26 protein-coding genes are annotated in these 22,607 nt (G+C 70.5%); 17 read left to right on the top strand and 9 right to left on the bottom strand.

Annotated features, from left to right (window positions below; genetic code table 11):
• The first annotated feature begins 20 nt into the window (after positions 1-20).
• Both ABGA99_RS24390 and ABGA99_RS24395 read left to right on the top strand, forming a co-directional pair.
• Complete coding sequence (locus ABGA99_RS24390; RefSeq protein ID WP_347579568.1) at positions 21-1,067, top strand: AraC family transcriptional regulator; 1,047 nt, start codon at positions 21-23, stop codon at positions 1,065-1,067.
• Positions 1,068-1,179: 112 nt separating this feature from the next.
• Positions 1,180-1,791 carry a hypothetical protein gene (locus ABGA99_RS24395; RefSeq protein ID WP_347583419.1) on the top strand — a complete coding sequence of 204 codons (612 nt, stop codon included), beginning with the start codon at positions 1,180-1,182 and terminating at the stop codon, positions 1,789-1,791.
• Positions 1,792-1,831: 40 nt separating this feature from the next.
• On the opposite strand, the gene ABGA99_RS24400 is transcribed toward ABGA99_RS24395, so the two are convergent.
• Positions 1,832-2,752 carry an NmrA family NAD(P)-binding protein gene (locus ABGA99_RS24400; protein ID WP_347579566.1) on the bottom strand — a complete coding sequence of 307 codons (921 nt, stop codon included), beginning with the start codon at positions 2,750-2,752 and terminating at the stop codon, positions 1,832-1,834.
• Positions 2,753-2,874: 122 nt separating this feature from the next.
• Between ABGA99_RS24400 and ABGA99_RS24405 the strand changes: the two genes are divergently transcribed.
• From ABGA99_RS24405 to ABGA99_RS24425, 5 genes are all read left to right on the top strand, one after another.
• Complete coding sequence (locus ABGA99_RS24405; RefSeq protein ID WP_347583420.1) at positions 2,875-3,444, top strand: helix-turn-helix domain-containing protein; 570 nt, start codon at positions 2,875-2,877, stop codon at positions 3,442-3,444.
• 46 nt (positions 3,445-3,490) lie between these two features.
• A complete protein-coding gene (locus ABGA99_RS24410; RefSeq protein ID WP_347583421.1) occupies positions 3,491-3,739 on the top strand; it encodes an AbrB/MazE/SpoVT family DNA-binding domain-containing protein in 249 nt (82 codons plus the stop codon).
• Entirely contained in the window at positions 3,727-4,140 is a 414-nt protein-coding gene (locus ABGA99_RS24415; protein WP_347583422.1) for a PIN domain-containing protein, read from the top strand. The genes ABGA99_RS24410 and ABGA99_RS24415 overlap by 13 nt, the downstream gene beginning before the upstream one ends.
• A gap of 470 nt (positions 4,141-4,610) precedes the next feature.
• On the top strand, positions 4,611-6,149 hold the full coding sequence (locus tag ABGA99_RS24420; protein WP_347583423.1) for an alpha/beta hydrolase: 1,539 nt from the start codon (positions 4,611-4,613) through the stop codon (positions 6,147-6,149).
• A gap of 121 nt (positions 6,150-6,270) precedes the next feature.
• Positions 6,271-6,786, top strand: coding sequence for a hypothetical protein (locus ABGA99_RS24425; protein WP_347579560.1), 516 nt, complete (start codon positions 6,271-6,273; stop codon positions 6,784-6,786).
• 63 nt (positions 6,787-6,849) lie between these two features.
• On the opposite strand, the gene ABGA99_RS24430 is transcribed toward ABGA99_RS24425, so the two are convergent.
• Positions 6,850-7,104 carry a DUF397 domain-containing protein gene (locus ABGA99_RS24430; RefSeq protein ID WP_347579559.1) on the bottom strand — a complete coding sequence of 85 codons (255 nt, stop codon included), beginning with the start codon at positions 7,102-7,104 and terminating at the stop codon, positions 6,850-6,852.
• Positions 7,104-7,916 carry a helix-turn-helix transcriptional regulator gene (locus ABGA99_RS24435; RefSeq protein ID WP_347579558.1) on the bottom strand — a complete coding sequence of 271 codons (813 nt, stop codon included), beginning with the start codon at positions 7,914-7,916 and terminating at the stop codon, positions 7,104-7,106. The genes ABGA99_RS24430 and ABGA99_RS24435 overlap by 1 nt, the downstream gene beginning before the upstream one ends.
• A gap of 89 nt (positions 7,917-8,005) precedes the next feature.
• Between ABGA99_RS24435 and ABGA99_RS24440 the strand changes: the two genes are divergently transcribed.
• Positions 8,006-8,440: an ATP-binding protein gene (locus ABGA99_RS24440; RefSeq protein WP_347579557.1), complete on the top strand. Its 435-nt coding sequence runs from the start codon at positions 8,006-8,008 to the stop codon at positions 8,438-8,440.
• Positions 8,441-8,450: 10 nt separating this feature from the next.
• On the opposite strand, the gene ABGA99_RS24445 is transcribed toward ABGA99_RS24440, so the two are convergent.
• From ABGA99_RS24445 to ABGA99_RS24455, 3 genes are all read right to left on the bottom strand, one after another.
• Positions 8,451-8,606, bottom strand: a complete 156-nt coding sequence (locus ABGA99_RS24445) for a hypothetical protein (RefSeq protein WP_347579556.1) — start codon at positions 8,604-8,606, stop codon at positions 8,451-8,453.
• Positions 8,607-8,671: 65 nt separating this feature from the next.
• Complete coding sequence (locus ABGA99_RS24450) at positions 8,672-9,523, bottom strand: helix-turn-helix transcriptional regulator (RefSeq protein ID WP_347579555.1); 852 nt, start codon at positions 9,521-9,523, stop codon at positions 8,672-8,674.
• 10 nt (positions 9,524-9,533) lie between these two features.
• Positions 9,534-10,277 (bottom strand): DUF6879 family protein, encoded by a 744-nt coding sequence (locus ABGA99_RS24455; RefSeq protein WP_347579554.1) that lies wholly within the window; start codon positions 10,275-10,277, stop codon positions 9,534-9,536.
• 441 nt (positions 10,278-10,718) lie between these two features.
• Here ABGA99_RS24455 and ABGA99_RS24460 point away from each other — a divergent pair, with 441 nt between their 5' ends.
• Positions 10,719-10,844 carry a hypothetical protein gene (locus ABGA99_RS24460; RefSeq protein ID WP_347579553.1) on the top strand — a complete coding sequence of 42 codons (126 nt, stop codon included), beginning with the start codon at positions 10,719-10,721 and terminating at the stop codon, positions 10,842-10,844.
• A gap of 68 nt (positions 10,845-10,912) precedes the next feature.
• Entirely contained in the window at positions 10,913-11,350 is a 438-nt protein-coding gene (locus tag ABGA99_RS24465) for a hypothetical protein (RefSeq protein ID WP_347579552.1), read from the top strand.
• A 50-nt stretch (positions 11,351-11,400) separates the two neighbouring features.
• Here ABGA99_RS24465 and ABGA99_RS24470 read toward each other — a convergent pair whose 3' ends face one another.
• Entirely contained in the window at positions 11,401-12,240 is an 840-nt protein-coding gene (locus ABGA99_RS24470) for a serine hydrolase domain-containing protein (RefSeq protein ID WP_347579551.1), read from the bottom strand.
• 86 nt (positions 12,241-12,326) lie between these two features.
• Between ABGA99_RS24470 and ABGA99_RS24475 the strand changes: the two genes are divergently transcribed.
• Positions 12,327-12,740, top strand: coding sequence for a MerR family transcriptional regulator (locus ABGA99_RS24475; RefSeq protein WP_347579550.1), 414 nt, complete (start codon positions 12,327-12,329; stop codon positions 12,738-12,740).
• Positions 12,728-13,750 (top strand): aldo/keto reductase, encoded by a 1,023-nt coding sequence (locus ABGA99_RS24480; RefSeq protein ID WP_347579549.1) that lies wholly within the window; start codon positions 12,728-12,730, stop codon positions 13,748-13,750. The genes ABGA99_RS24475 and ABGA99_RS24480 overlap by 13 nt, the downstream gene beginning before the upstream one ends.
• A gap of 216 nt (positions 13,751-13,966) precedes the next feature.
• Here ABGA99_RS24480 and aceE read toward each other — a convergent pair whose 3' ends face one another.
• Positions 13,967-16,714, bottom strand: a complete 2,748-nt coding sequence (gene aceE, locus ABGA99_RS24485; protein ID WP_347579548.1) for a pyruvate dehydrogenase (acetyl-transferring), homodimeric type — start codon at positions 16,712-16,714, stop codon at positions 13,967-13,969.
• A 362-nt stretch (positions 16,715-17,076) separates the two neighbouring features.
• On the opposite strand from aceE, the gene ABGA99_RS24490 reads away from it, so the two are divergent.
• From ABGA99_RS24490 to ABGA99_RS24505, 4 genes are all read left to right on the top strand, one after another.
• The gene (locus tag ABGA99_RS24490; protein ID WP_047015555.1) at positions 17,077-17,517 is read left to right on the top strand and encodes a DUF3052 domain-containing protein; all 441 of its coding nucleotides are present in this window, start codon (positions 17,077-17,079) and stop codon (positions 17,515-17,517) included.
• A gap of 161 nt (positions 17,518-17,678) precedes the next feature.
• Positions 17,679-18,164 (top strand): peroxiredoxin, encoded by a 486-nt coding sequence (locus tag ABGA99_RS24495; protein ID WP_347579547.1) that lies wholly within the window; start codon positions 17,679-17,681, stop codon positions 18,162-18,164.
• Between the two features lie 262 nt (positions 18,165-18,426).
• On the top strand, positions 18,427-19,575 hold the full coding sequence (locus tag ABGA99_RS24500) for a DUF475 domain-containing protein (RefSeq protein ID WP_347579546.1): 1,149 nt from the start codon (positions 18,427-18,429) through the stop codon (positions 19,573-19,575).
• Positions 19,576-19,664: 89 nt separating this feature from the next.
• On the top strand, positions 19,665-20,399 hold the full coding sequence (locus ABGA99_RS24505; protein WP_347579545.1) for a Tellurium resistance: 735 nt from the start codon (positions 19,665-19,667) through the stop codon (positions 20,397-20,399).
• 16 nt (positions 20,400-20,415) lie between these two features.
• On the opposite strand, the gene ABGA99_RS24510 is transcribed toward ABGA99_RS24505, so the two are convergent.
• Positions 20,416-21,183 (bottom strand): TerD family protein, encoded by a 768-nt coding sequence (locus tag ABGA99_RS24510; RefSeq protein ID WP_347583424.1) that lies wholly within the window; start codon positions 21,181-21,183, stop codon positions 20,416-20,418.
• A gap of 188 nt (positions 21,184-21,371) precedes the next feature.
• On the opposite strand from ABGA99_RS24510, the gene ABGA99_RS24515 reads away from it, so the two are divergent.
• Positions 21,372-22,556, top strand: a complete 1,185-nt coding sequence (locus ABGA99_RS24515; RefSeq protein ID WP_347579543.1) for an HpcH/HpaI aldolase/citrate lyase family protein — start codon at positions 21,372-21,374, stop codon at positions 22,554-22,556.
• Positions 22,557-22,607 lie beyond the last annotated feature (51 nt).

Genomic DNA, 22,607 nt, shown 5'->3' on the forward strand with positions numbered 1-22,607 from the left:
CGTGGTTGAGGGGGCGTGGCATGACCCAGAACGTCCCGCAGGGCCGGGCGTTCGGCGACGCACATGCGTTCGGAAAGGGCGCGACTGCCGGGATGCGGCTGCCGCTGGACCGCTATCAGCAACTGCACACCCGGGATGTGGACGAGGCGCGGCACACCGTGGCCGAGGCGTTCTGCCCGCACCGCCTCACCGTGCCGCAGCGGGAGCGGGACTTCGACACCCGGTTCCATGCCGTACAGGCCGGCCGGGTGAATCTGTGCTACCTGGACTACGGCGGGCAGGTGGACATCACCGTGGAACCGCAGGAGAGCTTCTACCTGGTGCTCGCCCCGCTGGCCGGCCGCGCGGCCCTGGCGCACGGCCGGCAGGAGGCCCGGTACGACCGCAGCGGCGCGGCGGTGCCGCCGGTCGACCGCCCCTACCGGATCGACGTACAGGCGCACAGTCCGCACCTGGTGCTCCAGATCTCGCGCACCGCTCTGGAGCAGCAGTTACGCGCGATGCTGGGACGCCCGGTCGCCGAACCCGTCCGGTTCGCGCTGCGGATGGACCAGAGGGCACCGGACATCGAGGCGTGGTGGCGGATCGTGTCCCTGCTCCGCGAGGACGCCGAGCGCGGCGGAGTCAGCGTGCGCAACCCGTCGGTGATGCGCCCGCTGGAGCAGGCGCTGCTGGGCCAGTTGCTCGACGGGCAGCCCCACAACTACTCCGCCCGGCTGCACGAGGGGAGCGCCCCCGCCTCCTCCGCGGCCGTCAGACGTGCCGTCGACCTGATCGACGAGCACGCCGGCGACAGGGAGTTCACCGTGGCCTCCCTCGCCTGTGCCGTCTCCTTGAGCATCCGTGCGCTGCAACTCGGCTTCCAGCGCGAGTTCCACACCACGCCCTCGGCCCGCCTGCGCGAGGCCCGGCTGCGCCGGGCCAGGGAAGACCTGCTGGCCGCGACCCCGGCCACGACGACGGTCAGCCGGGTGGCGGAGCGCTATGCGTTCTCGAACTACGGCCGGTTCGCGGCGTACTACCGGCACCGCTTCGGCGAACTACCCTCCGACACCCTCCAGCGCTGACCCCGGCTGCGTGCGGCACCTGAGTGCCGGTCGGAGGCGAGCCGCATGAGCGGCGCCTGCCCGGCGGCGGCGACGGGCGGTGAGGAAGCGGCTATACCAGTGAGGAGTTCTCTTGTCGGAATCGGTGGCGCAGGTCAGGGAGATAGTGCGGCTTCTTGAGAGGGAAGGAACCCTGTCCCGGACATCCGCGCCGGTGCTGGTTCCGGATATATGGAAGCGCGTTACTCCTGAATTGCTCACACTTGCCGCCATTCATATGGCCGTCGTGGACGAGTTGGGAGGGCTGCCCGAAGACGGCAGCGCGGGATGGCTGCTGACCGAGGCTCTCGCCCACACAGACGGGTTGGAGGAGGTCGAGGTCGCCGACCTCGAAGGGTTGCTGCAGGCGGACGTGGTGCGCGCGAGCCGTCTGGTCGGTCCCGACGGGTTCACCTGGGATGCGGCATACCGCCTCCTCGGCGGGCTGGTGGGCGCCCGGCGACTTTCCTCCGCAGACCTTGACGACCTGCTGGAACGGGCGGAAGCCATGTGCCGGCAACTTCTGGAGAGCGACCTCCTGCGGGAGCCCCGGGTGCGCCGCGACGAGTACGGGCCGTGGGACGTTTCGGAAGCCTGGAACCCGGACATCCAGCGCGTCGCTCTCGGATCGTTGCGGGTACCGCGCATACCCGGAGTCGAACGTACGGTGGTCGACTTGCGGGACCGGGGCGGCGCAGAGGGCTGAACTCGTGCACGTCGCCGACGTCCGGGGTGACCGGCGGGAGTCAGGGTTCGGCTCGCAGGTGTTTCCGGGCCCACTGCTCGAAGCCGGTGAGCGGGATGCCGAGGTCCGTGGCGTAGTGCGGGCGGCCGGGCTGGCCCGCGGTGTTCAGCCACTCGTGCGAGACGCCCATCGGCGGCATGCCGGCGGCGAGGGCCTGCTCGGCGGTCATGTCCGGGGCGGGCAGGTGCGTACCGACGACGCGGGAGAGGACTTCGGCGATCTCCGTCATCGACAGGTAGTCGCTCGCCAACTCCAGCTCGACCCGGTCGAATCGCTCCGGCGCGGCGATCGCCGCGGCCGCCGCGCGGCCGATGTCGTCCACCGCGACCAGCGAGAGCCGGGTCCCGGGGTTCAGGACGCTCACCAGGCCGCCTTCGATGCCGCGCGGGAAGAGAAACCCCATGGACGGGAGGAAGTTCTCCATGAACGTGCCCGGCTTGAGGAGCGTCCAGCGCGGGAAGCCGGCCGCACGGAGGTGGTCCTGGACCGCGCTCTTGGCGGTCAGGCTCGCTTCCACCGCCCAGCGCCCCTCCGCCCAGCCGGGAGTCCCGGTGTGCTGTCCCGCGCCGGTGACGGACGTGTGCACGAACTGGCGGACCCCGGCGGCCCTCGCGCCCTCGATGAGGTTGACGCCCTGGGCCACCTCACCGTCGAAGTCGAAGCCGTCCGCGGTCATGGCGGGCATCTGTACGGAGAAGACCGCCCGGGCACCCGTCGCGGCCCGGACCACGGAGTCGCGGTCGTGGAGATCGCCGGTCACCAACTCGGCGCCGAGGGCCGCCACGGCCCGGGCCCGGTCACCGTCCGGGTCCCGTACCAGCGCGCGGACGCGAACGCCCGCCGCGCGCAGGGCGCGGGCGGTGGCGCCGCCCTGCCTGCCGGTGGCGCCGGTGACCAGAACGGGTGCGGAGTCTGTGGACACGGCACTCACGGCACTCACGGAGCTCCTCGGATGCTCGCCAGGAAGAAACGGCGGGGCCCGCCGTTTCGGTCTCGGGTACGATACGGCGGGCCCCGCCACTTAGCAATCCCGGAGGCGACACCATGCCCGGCAGCGGCCGACGCGCAGACGCCCGGCGCAACTACACGCGCATCCTCGCCGTGGCCGAGGAAGAGGTCGCCGCACAGGGCGCCGGCGCCTCCCTGGAACAGATCGCCCGCACCGCAGGCGTCGGCTCGGCGACCGTACGACGGCACTTCCCCACGCGCCGCGCCCTCCTGGAGGCGGTCTCCAGGGAACGGATCGACGCCCTGCGCCTCCGCGCCCTCGACCTGGCCGGCAAGGCCGACAGCCGTGGTGCGTTGCTGGAATGGCTGGACGACGTGGTCGCTTACTGCGTCTCCGCCCGCGGCCTGGCCGCCGCCCTGTCCTACGACACCGCCGGGGCCGACCCCGTACACGGCAACACCTGCGCGGCGGCCCTGGAGGAAGCGGCAGACCCGCTGCTGCACCGGGCCGTCCGGGACGGCACGGTGACACCGGACGTCACCGTCGCAGATCTGATCACCCTCATCGTCGGCATCACCCTGGCCACAGAGCACCACCCCGGCCCCGCCGCCCAGGCGCACCGCCTGTTCCGGCTGGCGGTGACCGGCCTCGGCCCGGCGCGATGAACGTGCGGCAGTGCGCCTGAGGGCCGCTGGAGGTATCCTTTACTTTGTGACAGAGAAAGTAAGGAAAGTGCGACGCTGCACCGCCAAGGTCTCCAGCAAGAACCAGATCACCCTCCCCGTCGCCGCGCTCCGTGCCGCCCACATCCACCCCGGCGACATACTGCGTGTCGAGGTGGACGATGAGGGCAGGCTGACTCTGGTACCGGAGCACGATCCGCTGGACGCGGTGGCGGTGTTCCCCGGGCTCTCCGACAGCGCCGACCTGGAGGCGGAACGGGACGCATGGGACGCGTGATCCTCGACTCCAGCGTCCTCCTGGGGCTGCTCGACCCGAACGACGCCCTGCATGCGTCCGCCCGGCAGGCCGTGTCGTCGAAGCGGCAGGACGGACACGAACTCGCCATCCCCGCATCGGTGCTCAGCGAGTGCCTCGTACGCGCACACAGGCAGGGCGGAAGCGACATGGCGGCTGAAGTGGAGAAGGCCATCGACCGCATCGCGGTCGACGTACTTCCTCTCGACCGCCGTATCGCCCGCGTGGCCGCGGAGCTGAGGGCACAGCAGAAGGCACTCCGGCTGCCGGACGCGCTGGTGATCGCAACGGCGACGGCGACGGGCGCCTCCGCGGTATTGACCGGCGACAAACGCTGGGACGGCGTCGACCCGCTCGTGGAGATCGTCACCCCGGACGTTTAGTGACGTGAGAGCTGCGCCCCCGCGGCCGAAAGCCACGGTACGTCGTGGCAGCGATGGATAGTCCGGGGAGCCGCGCTGCCCGTCCGGGCCGGAACCACTGCCAGCACCCACCGCGCCGGTACCAGGGCGAGTTCGGCGCAGACGGAATCGCCTCGAAGGCGGCCACGGACTGTCCGTCCGGCAACCCTCCGGCAACGTGCAGACGCCCGGCGCAATCCCCCACGGCCGCCGTGCCTCGGGCAGAGGCTCCGAGCAGCGTGCGGGGCGGTGAAGCCGGCGGCGCCGAAGACAGGTAGAGCACGTCGCTCCACCCGCCCCATCCTGGCCAGTACGGCAGCCGCCCACGGGGGTTATCCCCCTGCGGCGTACGGGAGTTGGCCCGATGGCCGCAGGTCACGCCCGCATCGTAGCTTCAGGGCCCCGGCCTCCGAGCGCCCCGGCGCTCCCGACCCCTGCCCCCGAGGAGCACGATGCGCAGACCGACCCTCACCTCCCTGGCCCTCCTGGCCGCCACCACCCTCGCCGCCTCCCTCTCCGCCACCGCACCCACCTCCGCCGCCACCCCCACGCCCGGCGGCGGTCAGACCGTCGACTGGGGCCCCTGCTCCGCCGAGCAGCACCCCGAACTGGTGGAGGCCGGGGCCGAGTGCGGGCACCTCACCGTGCCGCTCGACTACGCCGCCCCGCAGGGCCGCACCATCGAGATCGCCGTATCGCGCATCCGCGCCACCGCCGAACCGGCCCAGCGCCGCGGCATCCTCCTCGCCAACCCCGGCGGACCCGGCGGGCCCGGTCTCGACTACCCCCTCGCGCTCAGCCCCGTGCTGGGCAAGGTCGCCGACCGCTACGACCTCATCGGCTTCGACCCCCGCTTCCTCGGCGGCAGCACCCCCCTGGCCTGTACGCCCCCCGCCGGGCCGCCCGCCCCCGCCACCGGCAACCACCGGCAGGTCTTCGACGCCACCGTCGCGTCCGCACGCGACATGGCGCGGCGCTGCGGACAGCCCCCGGGCAACACCGCGTTGCTGCCCCACGCCACCAGCCGCAACGTCGCCCGCGACATGGACGCCATCCGCGCCGCCCTCGGCGAGCCCGCACTGTCGTACTTCGGCGTCTCCTACGGCGCCGACCTCGGCGCCGTCTACACCCAGCTCTTCCCCCACCGCGCCGACCGCATCGTCCTCGACAGCGGCACCGACCCCGCGCTCACGCAGTACGAGCTGTTCCAGGTCACCGGCCCCGCAGCGGAAACGGCCCTCGACGAATGGGCGGCGTGGACGGCCGCCCGCCACGGCACGTACCGCCTGGGCCGCACCGCCCCCCGCGTCCGCGCGACCGTGGAACGGCTGATCACCCACGCGGAGCGGCAGCCCCTCACCCTCGGCGGCCACACCGCGGACGCCGGCCGACTGCGGCTGATCATGCACCAGTTGCTGCAGTATGAGGAGAGCGACCCGGCGCTCGCGCGCATCGTACGCAACCTCCAGGACGCCCTCGACGGGCACGCCGTCGAACCCGACCCGGTGCTCGCGCAGTGGCTGACGCTCCTCAGCTCACCCGAGGCGGACGCACTGTTCTCCGTCCCCTCCTTCACCATGTGCGCCGACGGCGGCTGGCCCGCGGGCGGCTGGCCCGCCGGGACGAACGCCTACTGGCGCAACACCCGGCAGAGCCGCACCACCCAGCCGGTCTTCGGCCCTCAGGCCAACGCCATCTCCGCCTGCACCTTCTGGCCCACCCCGCCCGGCGACGGCGGCACCGCCATCGACAACGACGTACCCGTCCTCCTCCTCCACGCCACCCGCGACAACAACACCCCCTACCCCGGCGGCGTCGCCCTCCACCGGGCACTCGACGGCTCCCGCCTCCTGACCGCCGACATCCGCAGCCACGGTGTCTACGCCAACGCCATCAGCGGCAACCAGCCCATCCCCTGCGCCGACAAGGCCGTCAACACCTACCTCGCCGGCGGCCCCCTGCCCCCGACCGACCGCACCTGCCACCCCTGACCACGGTCGATCCAGGTGCATGGGCGGCGCTCCGGCCAGGGTCTGGACCCGTAGGTCCTCCACACCTCCTTGTTCGGCCGTAACGGGGCGATAGGTGGCGGAACTTCGCGACACTGGTGAGATGGAGATGACGGAGACATTCGCGGCGACGGTGGCAGCCGTGGCGCCGGTGATCGTCTTGGTGGGGGCCGTCGAACTCGCGGTCTACGAGCGGCTCTCGCGCACCGCCATGGGTGAGGTGCGTGACTTCTTCGATCGTGTCGAGCGCGGTGATGTGCCACCTGACGAGGAGGGGCGCCGGGTCGCGGTGATCAACTGGGTGTTCAGTGCCGGGCGTTCGATCTGGCCCATCAGTCTCGGCCTCGTCTGGCTCTCGATCATGGGCATGTTGTGCCTGGTCGAGTTCTTGGCCCTGTTGGCGCTGGCCGACCCCGGCCGTGGAGACCCGGCGGCGAAAGCGGAGCTGTGCCTGACCGGATTGACGGTCGGGATCATATGGGTCGCGCTTGTTCCCGCGGTGCGGTTGTTCGTGGGGCCGCTGACGCCCTTCGCCGCCGCCTGGTTGCGCAAGCGGTTGGCCGAGCACCTGGAGAGCCAGAGGGCTCCTACGGGAGGAGGGCCGACACCGCAGCGGTGAGCACCTTTGTCCCGGAGGCCGGGGCGGTCCGGTTCTCAGGGCCGCCCCGGCCTCCGGGCAGGGTCAGTCGGTGGTGGCTGCGGTGGCGGCGTGGGTGACGAAGGCGGACCAGGCTTCCGGGGTGAAGCAGAGGTGGGGGCCGTGGGGGTCCTTGGAATCACGGACGTGGACGGCGCCTGGGGCGGAGGCAACCTCGACGCAGTCGCCGCCTTCGCTGTTGCTGTGCGTGGACTTGCGCCAGGCGACGGCGACTTCGATGCAGTCGCCGCCGGAACTGTCGCTGTAGCTGGACTTGACCCAGTCGAGCTTGTCCATCATCACTCCTCCAGGAGCTGCGTGATGAAACGGAGGGAGTCCCCTGGGCACAGGGCCTCGCGGGCGATCATGTCATGGCGACGCATCACGGTGCTGACCTTCTCCGGGTCAGCGTAGAGGACTCCGGTCGTCTGGCCTTCCTCGTAGGCGAGGTGGTCGTGCTCGGGCGTCTCCAGGATGACGACCGGGCCTCTGAGACCGGCATGAAGGCCACGGTCGGACGGCATCACTTGCAAGGTGACGTTGCGCCGCTCGGCGGCTTCCAGCAGTCGGCGCAGTTGCCGTTCGCACGCTTCCTCCTCGCTAAAGCGGCGGCGCAGCACGGCGTCTTCGATGACAAAGCTGAACGAGCGACTTTCGTGATCCAGCAGTGCTTGTCGTTCTAGTCGCGCCTTGACCTGCTCCGCGAACGTCTCTGCGGCCAACGGCGGTTGGTGGGAGGACAATACCGCTCGGACATACTCCTCGGTCTGGAGCAAGCCCGGGATGTACCTCGGCTCGTACGACATCCTGGAGACAGCCTCGGCCTCGTACAGCATGAACTCCTGCGAGTACGACGCGAACTTCTCCGGCTGCAAGTACCCCAGCGCCGCCACCAACATCCCCTGCGCATCGCACATCTCATCCGCCACCTGCAACAACCGCGGCGTCGGCCGACGACGACCCTGCTCCATCATCTTCACGGTGTCGTAGGCGTACCCCGCCTCCGTCGCCAGCTCCTCGCGGCTCACGCCCGCCCGCGTGCGCCAGCGCTTCGTCTGGTTGCCGCAGTACCGCCACTGCACCGGGGGCTGGGAGTTTTCGAGCGTAGTCACCGCGTTCACCTCGCCATTGAGGGGTACGGAGGTCCATCGACCCCCCCTGTCCCTACTCACAGTAGCGACCAGAAACCACTCTGTGAGAGGTGAACCTCAAAGATCCCACCCCCTTCCCACCGGACGTCGTGTGGCGGCTGCCGACGAGCCGCCGCAGCCCTGCCCGCGGCCGTGTTCTCCTCGCCGAGCAGGCACGCGAGTGGAAGCTGCCGCCCGGAACAGCCGACACCGCCGTGCTGTTGGTGAGCGAACTACTGACCAACGCGTGCCTCCACGCACACGCCCCGCGCGGTCGCCACATCACCGCCCGGTGCGTGCTGGGCGACGGCGGACTGCGCGTCGAGGTCTCCGACGCGGGGAGCAGCGAGCTGCCCACCCCGCGCGAGGCCGGGCCCGACGACGAGTCGGGCCGGGGGCTGACGCTGGTGGCGGCGCTGGCGTCGCGGTGGGGGGCCTACCCGCGGCGGCACGGGATCGGCAAGACCGTCTGGTTCGAGCTGCGTGACGTACCGCCCGGAACGTAGAGGGACTGCCTCACGCCTCCGCGGGCCGGGTGTCCTCGGGCGCGCCGTCCCCTGCCGCGTCCGCCGGTTCGGTCTCCTCGGCCAGCTTCACCACCGCGACCGCCGCAACCACCACTCCCGCGACCGTCACCAACTTCTCTAACGCGCTGCCGAATCCGAAAAGCATCGTCTCTCCCCCTCCACGTCACTCGACCACCAGCCTAGCCCCGGCCAGAGACACGGGACACGCCGTCACGGCGGATTGAGCGTGCTCCGGGCGCGGGCGATGATCCGGTGTGCTTCCGGACCGTACGACGCGGACTCGCGTAGTGCCTTCCACACCTGCAAGTAGGTCGTGATGCTCTCGGCGTCGTCCAGCCATAGTTCGGCGTGCCAGTCCTCAGTGATGACGAGTCGTTGGTCGAAGACCCAGAAGCCGTTGGCGGGCGGGAGCTTCAACGACGCGCTGAGTGGGACGACTCCAAGCTCAACGGTGTCGATGCCGATGATGCCGGCGAGTCGGTCGAGTTGGGCGCCGAGTACGTTCGGAGGGCAGACGAGCGCGTGCAGTGCTGCTTCCCAGACCAGGGCGTGGAGTTTGTGTCCTGGTTCGTACAGCCATTCCTGCCGTCGTGTCCGCGCCCGTACGGCGTCGTCGGTGTCGGGTGCGGTGCCCTGGAACTGGGCGTAACGCAGGAAGATGTGGCGGGCGTAGTCGGCGGTCTGCAACATGCCCGGTACGACGGACTCCTCCCAGGTGTGCAGGACCGTGCTCCGGGCGACTTCGTTGTTCCAGGTGTCCTGGACCGGGCGGTGGCCGGCGGCGAGCTGCCGGCGCCAGGAGCGGATGTGGGATTCGAAGCCCTGAAGGCGCGCGTGCAGCTCGTCGGCGGCCTCGGGTTGACCGGTGGCCTCTGCCCACGACTGCAAGTCGTCGGTGCTGGCGGTCTGCTTGCCGTTCTCCAGCTTGTAGATCTTCGAGTGTGGCCAGCCAAGTCGCGCGGCGAGTTGCGGGCCGGTGAGTCGGCCTTGGGGATGCGAGAGGCGAAGCTCGCGCAGGCGCTGCCCGAGGGCTACGCGCGCCTGCTGGTAGTCCGTGCTCACCGGCCGGCGTTCACCGCTTCAACTGGGTGGCGAATCGGAGGTACGGCGTGGCGTGGTGCATCGCGGCGTCGAACGCCTGCATGTACCCGTTGACCTCGGCGGGCTCCGTGATGACCTCGACGTTCAGCAGGACGTCTGCCTCGTCGAAGTTCAGCAGTGCCACCATCCGCGAGTCGAAGACCCAGAAGTCCGCGTCGGGGAGGTTCAGCCGCTCGGCCTCGGTGCGTCGCAGGTTGCGGATGTCCTCGCCGGTGGTCGCGTTGCACTCGGCGTAGGCGAGGAGGAACAACTGCCCCTCGGTCGGCGGGTCGTCGACGATCCGGACCCGGCCGACGCGCTTGCCCGCGCCGGTCTGGCGCCGCATGTTCGTGCACCACTTGGAGTCGAGGTCGTAGGTCACTGTGCCGGTCTTCTGGAATTCTTCGAAGTCCAGGTCGTCGCGGTCGGAGGCATAGCCGCGGCGCGACTCCAGCCGCCAAGCGGAGTGTTCGAAGGTCTCGAAGAGCCTGCCGAACTCGTCGAGGTCGATCAGGTTGGCCACGTGCTCGACCTCCTTGGGGCCGTGGTGAACGAGCAATTCCCGCGGCACCACGACCGCGACATCCGAAGTACCGAGGTGCTGTAACTGCCGGAGTTCTTCGGGGGCCGTGAGCTGTGGGCCTTGCACGACGATATCGCCCGTGTCCAGCTCGTGGACGGCTGGGCATCCTCCGTTCTTGCTGTCGGTGCCGTTGAAGCGCAGCCTGCGCACCATGGTCGTTTCCCCTTTCGTGGGAACGGTGTTGTCCGTCCAGGATCCTCGGCCAGTGGGAGCGCGACTACAGCGTGCCACCGGCTGTTTGCGAACACACGAGAACATCCGGTCAAGCTGCGAGAACATCGGAGAACATTGCGTCGACCAGCGCCGGGGCCGTCCCTAGCTTCCTGCGCATGGCAATGACCCAGGCCGTAGATACGCACACGGCTGCCGAACAGCTCCGGCACGCGCTCACCCAGGCGGACGTAGTCCTGCCCGGCTCGCGGTTGGCACGGCCCCGCCTCGTCTCAGCCTCGTCTCCGCCTCGGCGCCGTGCGGGCCGATGTGGCGGTGACGCTCACCAGAGTGATCAGAGCCGGAGATGAGTGCGATGGGCAGTGCCGAGCTGACCACCGCCCCGGGCGGCCCGGGGCGTCCCTTAAGAGGAGGCACCCAACGATGCACCTCCCGAACGGATTGACGATCTCCCCCGCTGCCTGGGGCGACCCGGGGGACGAGGACGACAACACCGACATCGAGGACGGCGACGGAGGCGGCGGCAACCCGTCCCCCGGTCACCGCTGATATGCGCCGAAATGTCAGTCCCCGCGGCTACTGTGCCGCGGGGGCCGACACGGACCGACAGGAGCACCATGGGCAGCGAGCAGACCGGCACCGGCCGTGTCACCGTCTTCCCGCTCACCCACCACTGGCCCGACCGCCGCTGCCTGCTCGCCTACACCACCACCGGCCACTTCGGCACCACCGCGATCGTCGGCGTCCTGCCGGTGCCGGAGCTGGAGCACCCCGACCTGCTGGCCGTCGCCGCGGCACACCACGCCCTGGGTCTGTACGGCTCCCGCGGCGGACACGAGAACGCCTGCGCCGGCTGGGTGATCTGCACCGGCTGGTCCGCCCGCATCGGCGGCTCCGGACCCCGCCTCGACATCCCGCACACCCGCTGGAGCCTGCGCCCCGACCGCAGCATCGCCCCGGCCAGGCAGATGTACGGCCACGACCTCCTGCACACCGGCACCTTCGCCCTCGACGACAGCGAGCTGATGAAGCAGGCCCTCCAGCTCGTGCGCTGAGCGTCAGCCACCGCCAGGTGCACGACCCGCCGCCGACTGCGCGGCAGAGGTCACTTGCCCGCGGCCAGCTCCGCCAGCACCCCGTCCGTGAACGGCGGCCACGCCTGCACCGCCCAGTCCCCGAACCTTTCGTCGGCCAGTGCCACGCACGCCGCCCCGTGCCCCGCCGCCGTGGGCGCCTCCGGGTCGACCCACAGGAACGTGCCCGACTGGCCGAAGTGGCCGTACGTCTGCGGGGAGGACGACGACCCCGTCCAGTGCGGAGACTTGCCGTCGCGGATCTCCAGGCCCAGGCCCCAGTCGTTCGGGCTCTGGTGCCCGAAGCCCGGCAGCACGCCCTTCAGGCCGACCCACGCCACCGACGTCGCCTCCGCGTGCGTCTCGTCCGAGACCAGGCGCGGCACCAGCAGCTCGCCCGCGAACCGCGCCAGATCCGCCACCGTCGACGTCGCCGCATACGCGGGTGACCCGTCCAGGCTCGTCGCCGCCATGCCCAGCGGTACGAAGACCGCGTCCCGGACGTACTCCGCCAGCGGTATGTCCGTGGCCTTCGCGAGATGGTCGCCCAGGACCTCGAAGCCGGCGTTCGAGTACAGCCTGCGGGTGCCGGGCGGGGCCATCACGCGGTGCTCGTCGAAGCCGAGCCCGGAGGTGTGCGCCAGCAGGTGGCGTACGGTCGAGCCCTCGGGACCCGCCGGCTCGTCCAGCTCGATCGCGCCCTCCTCGACGGCCACCAGCGCGGCGTACGCCACCAGGGGCTTCGTCACCGACGCCAGATAGAAGCGGTGGTCCGCCGGGCCGTGCGACCCGGCGAGCGAGCCGTCGGCGCGCAGGGCCGCGGCTGCCGCCGTGCCGACGGGCCACGACTCGATCACAAGCAGGCTGTCCATGCGCCGAGCCTAACCCGCGCATATCGTGTTGCTTGGAGTGCACTCCAAGCCAGTAGCTTCGACGCGTCGAGAGTGGGGAGCCGGCAATGAGCCTGACCACAGCGGCCCGGGTGCGCCCCGTGGGCCAAGATCACTACTCCATCAGCGAGGTCGCCTCGTACACCGGGCTGAGCGCGCACACCCTGCGCTGGTACGAGCGCATCGGGCTGCTCAACGGCGTACACCGCTCGCACACCGGGCAGCGCCTCTACACCGACGGCGACCTCGACTGGCTCGACCTCATCGGCAAGCTGCGGCTCACCGGGATGCCCGTGGCCGACATGGTCCGCTACGCCGAGCTGGTACGGGCCGGGGACCAGACGATGCCGGAGCGCACCCAGCTCTTCCGCGAGCACCGCGAGGTGGTCAGGCAGCAGATCGCGGATCTGCAGACGACGCTCGCCGTCCTCGACTTCAAGATCGAATTCTACGAGGGAGTATCTTCCGGATGCACTCCGTGAACACCCCCATCGCCACCGTCCCCCTCGGCACGGACGGGCCCCGGGTCGGGGTCCAGGGACTCGGCTGCATGGGCATGAGTTTCGCGTACGGGCCCACCGACGCGGACGCCGCCCGCGCCACCCTGGACCGCGCGCTCGAACTCGGCGTCACCCTGTACGACACCGCCGACATGTACGCCGACGGCGAGAACGAGAAGTTCATCGCCCCTTTCATCCGTTCCAACCGGGACGCCGTCACCCTGGCCTCCAAGTTCTCGCTGAGTACCGACCCGCAGGACCCGCAGAAGCGCGTGATCCGCAACGACCGCCCGTATCTGCGCTCCTGCATCGAGGGCAGCCTGCGCCGGCTCGGCGTGGAGACCATCGACCTGTACTACATGCACCGCCGCGACCTGCGGGTCCCGATCGAGGACACGGTCGGCTTCATGGCCGAGCTGGTCCAGGAGGGCAAGGTGCGCCACCTCGGGCTGAGCGAGGTCACCGGCGCCGAGCTGCGCGCGGCGCACGCGGTGCACCCGATCGCGGCGGTGCAGTCGGAGTGGTCGGTCTTCAGCCGGGACGTGGAGCGGACGGCGGTGCCCGCGGCGCAGGAGCTGGGCGTCGCCTTCGTGCCGTACTCGCCGCTCGGCCGGGGCTTCCTCACCGGGGCCTTCGTCGACGCCGAGTCCGACCTGACCGCCGACGACTTCCGCCGGACGATGCCGCGCTTCACCGGCGGCAACGGTGCGAAGAACGCCGAACTGCTCGCGCCGCTGCGGCAGATCGCCGAGGCGCACGGGGCGACGCCGGCGCAGATCGCGCTCGCTTGGGTGCACGGGCAGGCGGCGCTCCGCGGGATGACGGTGGTGCCGATCCCGGGGACGCGGAAGGCGTCGCGGGTGGAGGAGAACGCGGCGGCGGCGGCGATCGAGCTGAGCGAGGCGGACCGCGCGCTGCTGGAGCCCCTGGCCGGGCAGGTCGCGGGGCCGCGGTACGCGGACGTCAGCTTCACCTCGGCGGGGCGGGAGTAGCGGGGCAGGAGCAAGGGCAGCGCCACCGCCTGACGGTTGACAGGCGTCAGCCGTCAGATGACAGATTCTGATATCTGTCAATCGTCCGGCCATCCCGCCACCCACGCACCGCGGGCCCGGGGCGTACGAGAAGTCTCGTACGCCCCGGGCCCGCGCTCATGCCTCAGTCTGCCGCGGAAAGGCGGGCGAACCGGATCGCCCGCCCCGCCGGAGGCGTCAGGCGTCGCCGCCCGCCGCCCCCGGGTCGGCCGCGGTGACGTCGAGAAGCTGGTACCGGTCGATCGCCTGCTTCAGCGCCGAGCGGTCCACCTTCCCCTCCTTCGCCAGTTCCGTCAGCACCCCCACCACGATCGACTGCGCGTCGATGTGGAAGAAGCGCCGCGCCCCGCCGCGGGTGTCCGCGAAGCCGAAGCCGTCCGCGCCCAGCGACTGGTACGTGCCCGGCACCCACCGCGAGATCTGGTCGGGTACGGACCGCATCCAGTCCGACACCGCCACGAACGGCCCCTCGGCGCCGGAGAGCTTCCGCGTCACCCACGGCACCCGCTGCTCCTCCTCCGGGTGCAGCAGGTTGTGCCGCTCGGTCTCGACGGCCTCACGGCGCAGCTCGTTCCACGAGGTGGCGGACCATACGTCGGCGCGTACGTCCCACTCCTCGGCCAGTATCCGCTGGGCCTCCAGCGCCCACGGCACGGCCACGCCGGACGCCATGATCTGCGCCGGGATCCGGCCCGCCGCAGCCGGCGACAGCCTGTGGATGCCCTTGACGATGCCCTCGACGTCGACGTTCTCCGGCTCGGCCGGGTGCACGATCGGCTCGTTGTACACGGTCAGGTAGTAGAAGACGTCCTCGCCGTGCGGGTGCTCCGGCGTCGAGCCGTACATCCGCCGCAGGCCGTCCTGCATGATGTGCGCGATCTCGAAGCCGAACGCCGGGTCGTACGCCACGGCCGCCGGGTTCGTCGACGCCAGGAGCTGGGAGTGGCCGTCGGCGTGCTGCAGGCCCTCGCCGGTGAGCGTGGTGCGGCCGGCGGTGGCGCCGATGACGAAGCCGCGGCCGAGCTGGTCGGCCATCGCCCAGAACTGGTCGCCGGTGCGCTGGAAGCCGAACATCGAGTAGAAGACGTAGACCGGGATCAGCGGCTCGCCGTGGGTGGCGTACGCCGTGCCGGCGGCGGTCAGCGCGGCCGTACAGCCGGCCTCGGAGATGCCGTCGTGCAGGAGCTGGCCGGTGGGCGACTCCTTGTAGGCGAGGAGCAGCTCGCGGTCCACGGACTCGTACGTCTGGCCCAGCGGGTTGTAGATCTTGGCGCTCGGGAAGAAGGAGTCCATGCCGAACGTGCGGTACTCGTCCGGCGCTATCGGCACGAACCGCTTGCCGATCTCCTTGTCGCGCATCAGGTCCTTCAGCAGCCGCACGAACGCCATCGTGGTGGCGATCGCCTGGGTGCCGGAGCCCTTCTTGACGGCCGCGTAGGTCTTGTCGTCCGGCAGCTTCAGCGGCTGGGAGCGCACCACGCGCGTCGGCACGTACCCGCCGAGGGCCTGCCGGCGGTCGTGCATGTACTGGATCTCCTCGGAGTCCCGGCCCGGGTGGTAGTACGGCGGGAGGCCGTCCTCCAGGTCCTTGTCCGGGATGGGGAGGTGCAGCCGGTCGCGGAAGCGCTTGAGGTCCTCGACCGTGAGCTTCTTCATCTGGTGCGTGGCGTTGCGGCCCTCGAAGTTCGGGCCGAGGGTCCAGCCCTTGATGGTCTGGGCGAGGATGACGGTCGGCTGGCCCTTGTGCGCGACGGCGGCCTCGAAGGCGGCGTAGACCTTGCGGTGGTCGTGGCCGCCGCGGCCGAGGTGGAGAAGCTGGTCGTCGGTCATGTCCTCGACCATGCGGCGCAGCCGCAGGTCGTCGCCGAAGAAGTGCTGGCGGATGTACGCGCCGGACTCGGTGGCGTACGTCTGGAACTGGCCGTCGGGCGTCGTGTTCAGCTTGTTGACCAGCGCGCCGTCGCGGTCCTGTGCGAGCAGCGGGTCCCAGGAGCGGTCCCAGACGAGCTTGATCACGTTCCAGCCGGCGCCGCGGAAGTACGACTCCAGCTCCTGGATGATCTTCCCGTTGCCGCGGACGGGGCCGTCGAGCCGCTGGAGGTTGCAGTTCACGACGAAGGTGAGATTGTCCAGCCCTTCGCGGGCGGGCAGGGACAACTGGCCCAGCGACTCCGGCTCGTCCATCTCGCCGTCGCCGAGGAACGCCCACACGTGCGAGTTCGAGGTGTCGGCGATGCCGCGGGCCTGCATGTACCGGTTCATCCGGGCCTGGTGGATGGCGCCCAGCGGGCCGAGGCCCATGGAGACCGTCGGGAACTCCCAGAAGTCCGGCATGTTCCGCGGGTGCGGGTAGCTCGACAGGCCGTGGGGCGCCTTGGAGTGCTCCTGCCGGAAGCCGTCGAGCTGCGCTTCGCTGAGGCGGTCGAGCAGGAAGGCGCGGGCGTAGATGCCGGGCGAGGCGTGGCCCTGGAAGAAGACCTGGTCACCGCCGTCGCCGCGGTCCTTGCCGCGGAAGAAGTGGTTGAAGCCCACGTCGTAGAGCGACGCGGACGAGGCGAAGGTGGCGATGTGGCCGCCGACGCCGATGCCGGGGCGCTGGGCCCGGGAGACCATCACGGCCGCGTTCCAGCGGGTCGCGTTCAGGACCTTGCGCTCGATCTCCTCGTTGCCGGGGAAGAACGGCTCGTCCTTGGTCGCGATGGTGTTGACGTAGTCCGTGCTGCGCATCTCGGGAACGGCCACACGCTTCTCGCGGGCGCGTTCGATGAGGCGGAGCATGAGATAGCGGGCTCGTTCCCGGCCCCGCTCGTCGACGGCCGCGTCGAGCGAGTCGAGCCACTCCTGGGTCTCCTCGGGATCGAAATCCGGGACCTGGCTGGGAAGGCCGCCAATGATGATCGGGTTGCGATCGGATCCGGAAGCCACGCTGTTCCCTCGCTGTACGTATCGGTAATCGGACTGCTCACAGATGAGACGTCTCGCGCTGATTCCCATCGTCTACCGCGGTTGCGGCCACGTCATCTCTACTGTTTGGTAACCCTGCATTCGTTCCACCGGGGCTCCACCGACACGGCCGTGGAGGGGCCGTACGGGCTGATCGCCAGCGTACCCGCAGGCAACCCGGGCGACTGCGCCCCCTGGTCCAGGGGTGCCCTCCATAGGGCGGGATCGGCCGCCGGGTACTTGCGCGATTCGCCCGGCACGTGTGGACTACGCCCATCGCCTCGCGTGCGCGCGGGTGTGATGCTGATTTCGGAAGATCGACGGACACGAGCAGGAGGCAATCCGTGAGCGCGACCGCGGACCACGCGGAGGAGCGGACCAACCCCGCCACGAGGCTGGGTTTCCAGGCCGGAGAGGTGGTCCAGGAGATCGGTTACGACGACGACACCGATCAGGAGCTTCGCGAGGCCATCGAATCGATCACCGGGCAGAACCTTGTCGACGAGGACTACGACGACGTCGCGGACGCCGTCGTGCTCTGGTTCCGCGAGGACGACGGCGATCTGACGGATGCGCTGGTGGACGCCACCACCATGATCGACGAAGGCGCCCCGGTCTGGCTCATGACGCCCAAGACCGGCCGTGACGGCTACGTCGAGCCCAGCGACATCGGCGAGGCGGCGCAGACCGCCGGTCTGGCCCAGACCAAGAGCATCAACGCGGGTACGGACTGGAGCGGCAGCCGGTTGGTCACCCCGAAGGGGGCCCGCTCGACCAAGCGCTGAGACACGTCATTTCACCGGGGCCGCGCGGGCGGTCCCGCGATGCCACGTGGCCGGGATCCCGGTCGACGCGACGGGATCCCGGCGCGGGGCGGCCTCCGCCCCGGCCGTACGCTCGTGACCCGGTAAAGGTTCGCTGGACGGGCAGACCGGAGGTCACGGATATGGCACTGGACGGGATCGAGGCGCTGGCGCCCGGCGCCGAGGCGCCGGACTTCGCGCTGCGCAACGAGCACGGGGAGACCGTGCGGCTCTCGGACTACCGCGGCGAGAAGGCGGTCGTCCTGCTGTTCTTCCCGTACGCCTTCACCGGCGTGTGCACGGGCGAACTGTGCGCGCTGCGCGACCGGCTGCCCGCCTTCGTCAACGACGAGGTCCAGCTCCTCGCCGTCTCCTGCGACACCCCGTTCGCCCTGCGCGTCTTCGCGGACCGGGAGGGTTTCGGCTACCCGCTGCTCAGTGACTTCTGGCCGCACGGCACGGTCGCGCGCGCGTACGGCGTCTTCGACGAGGAGAAGGGCTGCGCGGTCCGCGGCACGTTCATCATCGACACCGCGGGCACGGTGCGCTGGACGGTCGTCAACGACCTGCCGGACGCCCGGGACCTCGACGAGTACGTGACCGCGCTGAAGGCTCTCGCCCCCGCCTGACGGTCCCGCGGGGCCGGGCGGGTGTTCGTTCGGGTGTTCGGCAGGGTGGGCGCGGGCGGCCGGAATCCCGCACGATCCGGCAGCGGAGCGGCTCTTGACGCTTCCGGACCCGGGAAGTGCGGGGACTTGACACCGCCGGGGAAGATGGGGTCACGACGTACGTGCCGGGTGCTGGTGAACCGTGCGGGTACGGTGACGACAGCCCCGTGCCGCGCAGGGCCGCGGAGAAGGACGGACACACGATGAGAATGGACGACTGCCAGTGGTGCTGAAAACCTTCGGCTGGTCTTTCGCGGTGACCGCCGCGGGCCTCGCCTGTGCCGCGATCTTCTGGGGGTGGGAGGCGTTCGTCCTGGTGGCGATCCTCTCCATCCTGGAGATCTCGCTCTCCTTCGACAACGCGGTCGTCAACGCCGGCGTGCTGAAGAAGATGAACGCCTTCTGGCAGAAGATCTTCCTCACGATCGGCATCCTCATCGCCGTCTTCGGCATGAGGCTCGTCTTCCCCGTGGTGATCGTCGCCATCACCGCCAAGGTCGGGCCGATCGAAGCGATCGAACTGGCCGTGGACGACCCCGACCACTACGAGCAGCTCGTCACCGACGCGCATCCGTCGATCGCCGCGTTCGGCGGGATGTTCCTGCTGATGATCTTCCTGGAGTTCCTGTTCGCGGAGCGGGAGCACAAGTGGATCCCGTTCCTGGAGAAGCCGCTCTCGAAGGTCGGCCGGATCGACGCGATCTCCGTGTGCATCGCCCTGATCGTCCTGCTCACCACCGCCATGACGATCGCCACCAGCGCGATCCAGCATGGCGGAGGCCATGTGGACAAATCGGGGACGGTCATGTCCGCTGGCATCGCCGGCCTCATCACGTACCTCATCGTCGGCGGGCTGTCCGGACACTTCGAGAACAAGCTCGAAGAGGAAGAGGAACGGGAACACGAGGCGGAGGAGGCCGCGAAGCGCTCCGGCCAGCAGCCGTCCGCCGTGGGGCTCGCGGGCAAGGCCGCGTTCTTCATGTTCCTCTACCTGGAGGTCCTGGACGCCTCGTTCTCCTTCGACGGGGTCATCGGCGCCTTCGCCATCACCAACCACATCTTCTGGATGGCGCTAGGCCTGGGCATCGGCGCGATGTACGTCAGGTCGCTGACGGTGTACCTGGTCAGGCAGGGCACTCTCGACGAGTACGTGTACCTGGAGCACGGCGCGCACTACGCGATCGGTGCCCTGGCCACCATCCTGCTGATCACCATCAAGTGGCACATCCACGAGGTGATCACCGGCGTCATCGGCGTCGCCTTCATCGGCCTCTCCCTCTACTCCTCCATCCGCCGCAACCGGCGTATCGCGGCCGAGGGCGGCGACGGGGACGACGAACCGGCCGAAAAGGAGCTTCCCTCCCGCGTGTAGGTTCCGCGCGGTCTTCGATGCGGAAGGATTCCCCTCGGGGCCGGTCGTCCGACCGGGCCCGAGGGGTTTCCCACGTCTGGGGGTGCGAGGTGTCGTTCTGGGGCAACTGGCGGCGGGAGGGGGTGCCGCAGTTCGACAGCGCGGGTGCGTCGTACTCGGTGCAGCTCACCAAGCGCAAGCCGCTGCTCTCGCTGACGAAGCAGGGATCCGACACCGGCAACCTGCGCATCAACCTGTCCTGGCGGATGCGCACCTCCGACCTCGGCGGCCGCACCCGCAGGGGCAGCGGGACGCTGCTGCACCCGGCGAAGCTGTTCCGGCCGGAGATAGTGCAGGCGCAGGGCCCGGCCGTCGTCAACGTCGACCTCGACCTGGCGTGCATGTACGAGCTGGAGGACGGCACCAGGGGCGTGGTGCAGCCGCTGGGCAACCTCCTCGGCGACATCAACGACCCGCCGTACATCAAGCTCAGCGGCGACGACAGGTTCGGCTCGGGCTCCGGCGAGACGGTGTACGTCAACCTCGACCACAAGGACGCCTTCCGGCGGCTGCTGGTCTTCGTCTACATCTACGACGGCACCCCCGCGTTCGACCGTACGCAGGCCGTCGTCACGCTCTATCCGTCCAGCGGGCCGCGGGTGGAGATCGCGCTCGACGAGCGGGCGCCGGAGGCGCGGTCGTGCGCGGTGCTGCTGATCGAGAACAAGAAGGGCGAGCTGACGGTGCGCCGCGAGGTGCGCTACGTGTACGGGTTCCAGTCGGAGCTGGACCGGCTCTACGGCTGGGGGCTGGTGTGGGGCCGGGGGTACAAGACGAAGACGTGAGTCCCCGTCGCGGCGGTCAGCGGCCGATGAACTGCGGGCCCTGGGGCGGGAGGGTGAACGCCGGGGGGTAGCCGTACGCGATGGGGGGCGCGGGCTGGGGCTGCCGGGCGGCGGCCGGCGGGGCGCTCTGCGGGGCCTGCGCGGGCTGCGGGGCCTGGGCGGCACCCGGTGCGGGCCGGCCGCCGGAGGCCGGGTCGTTCGCGGGGTCCGGCGTCGGGTGGTGCCCGGTGTCGGTCTCGTCCACCGAGATGCCGAACTCGCCGGCGACGCCGACCAGGCCCGTGGTGTACCCCTTCGTCACCGCGCGGAACTGCCAGCCGCCGCCGGCCCGCCGCAGCTCGCCGCAGATCAGCGCCGACGAGGCGCTGCCGTCCGGCTGGATGTCCACGTACGCGAAGGGCTCCCCGGCCGCCGCCTCGCCGCCGCCGGCGTCGTGCAGCTCGACCCGCAGGTTCCGTACCCGCGCGAGGGTGCCGCCGTCGGCGGAGGCGACCAGGATCATGCGGTCGACCGACGGGTCCTGCCGGGCGAGCTGCGCCTCGACGGAGTCGGTCAGCCCCTCGCCCTGCCGCTTCTTCGGCAGCTTGCGGGCGAGCCCGGAGGGGTGCCGGGGCTGGTTGTAGAAGACGAAGTCGGCGTCGGAGCGCACCCGGCCCTTGTCGTCGAGGAGGATGACGCAGGCGTCGACGTCCGGGACGCCGGCCCCGGGGGTCCAGCGCAGCACGGCCCGTACCGCAGGGACGGATACGGACATGTCGGATCCCTGCGCCATGGCGTGCGTCATGCGAGCTATCCTGCCCTGTCGCCCGCGGCGGCCACAATGCGGGGCGATCGGGGAACGGTGGAGGCCTCCCGGACGTCCCTTTTACCGAATCATCGCCAATCCTCGACCTTCTTTTACCCGCCGTCCTCCGCCCGCCTTCTGCCATCCACGTCGGCCCCGCATGGCCGCGACGACCCTTGGAGCACCGGATGCGCCACTTCGGGCACGTCCCCCCGGACGTGCGTGCCGCGCTGTTCCACCGCGAGCCGGCCGAGTTCACCGCCGGCGCCCCGCCCGCCGAGCTGGCCATGGCCCTCGGCGCGACGCTCTACAGCCCCGCCACCCGCCCGCAGCTCGCGCGCGACATCCGCGTCCAGGCGGCGCGGGGGGTGGTGTCGATGGTGCTGTGCCTGGAGGACTCCATAGCCGACGACGAGGTGCCGGAGGCCGAGGCCAACATCGTCCGGCAGTTGAAGGAGCTGGAGCGGCAGGACACCGGCGGTGCCCTGCCGCTGCTGTTCGTCCGCACCCGGGAGGCGGGCCAGATCCCCGATCTCGTGGCGCGGCTCGGTCCCGCGGCGCGGCTGCTGTCGGGGTTCGTGCTGCCGAAGTTCACGGCGGTGCAGGGGGTGGCGTTCCTGGAGGCCGTCATCAAGGCGGAGCAGGTGCTGGAGCCGGGCGGCCGGCGGCTGTACGCGATGCCGGTGGTGGAGTCGCCCGAGGTGCTGCACCTGGAGTCGCGGGCGGCGGCGCTGCGGGGGATCGCGCGGGTGCTGGAGCAGTACCGGGAGCGGGTGCTGGCGGTACGGCTCGGGGTCACGGACTTCTGCGCCGCCTACGGGCTGCGGCGCTCGCCGGACATGACGGCGTACGACGTGCAGTTGGTGGCGGCGGCGATCGGGGACGTGGTGAACGTCTTCGGGCGGGCGGACGGGAGCGGCTTCACGGTCACGGGGCCGGTATGGGAGTACTTCCGCCAGCAGGAACGATTGTTCAAACCGCAGTTGCGGAGCAGCCCGTTCGCGGCGGGACGCGCGGAGGAGCTGCGGGCGGCCCTCATCGAGCACGACATGGACGGCCTGCTGCGGGAGATCTCGCTGGACCGCACGAACGGGCTGCAGGGCAAGACGTGCATCCACCCGAGCCATGTGGCGCCGGTGCACGCGCTGTCGGTGGTGAGCCACGAGGAGTACGTGGACGCGACGGACATCCTGCGTAAGTCCGGTGCGGGCGGCGGGGTGATGCGATCGGCGTACACGAACAAGATGAACGAGGCGAAGCCGCACCGGGCGTGGGCCGAGCGGACGCTGCGGCGGGCGCGGGCGTTCGGGGTGGCGCGGGAGGACACGACGTTCGTGGAACTGCTGGCGGCGGCGGGACGGGGGGAGGGCTGATGGCCGGGGGCACGCGTTCCGGTGCGGGCGCCGGCTCCGGTGGAGGGCCGG

Origin of the sequence: Streptomyces sp. B5E4, from assembly GCF_039871555.1 — a bacterium.
GTDB lineage: Bacteria > Actinomycetota > Actinomycetes > Streptomycetales > Streptomycetaceae > Streptomyces.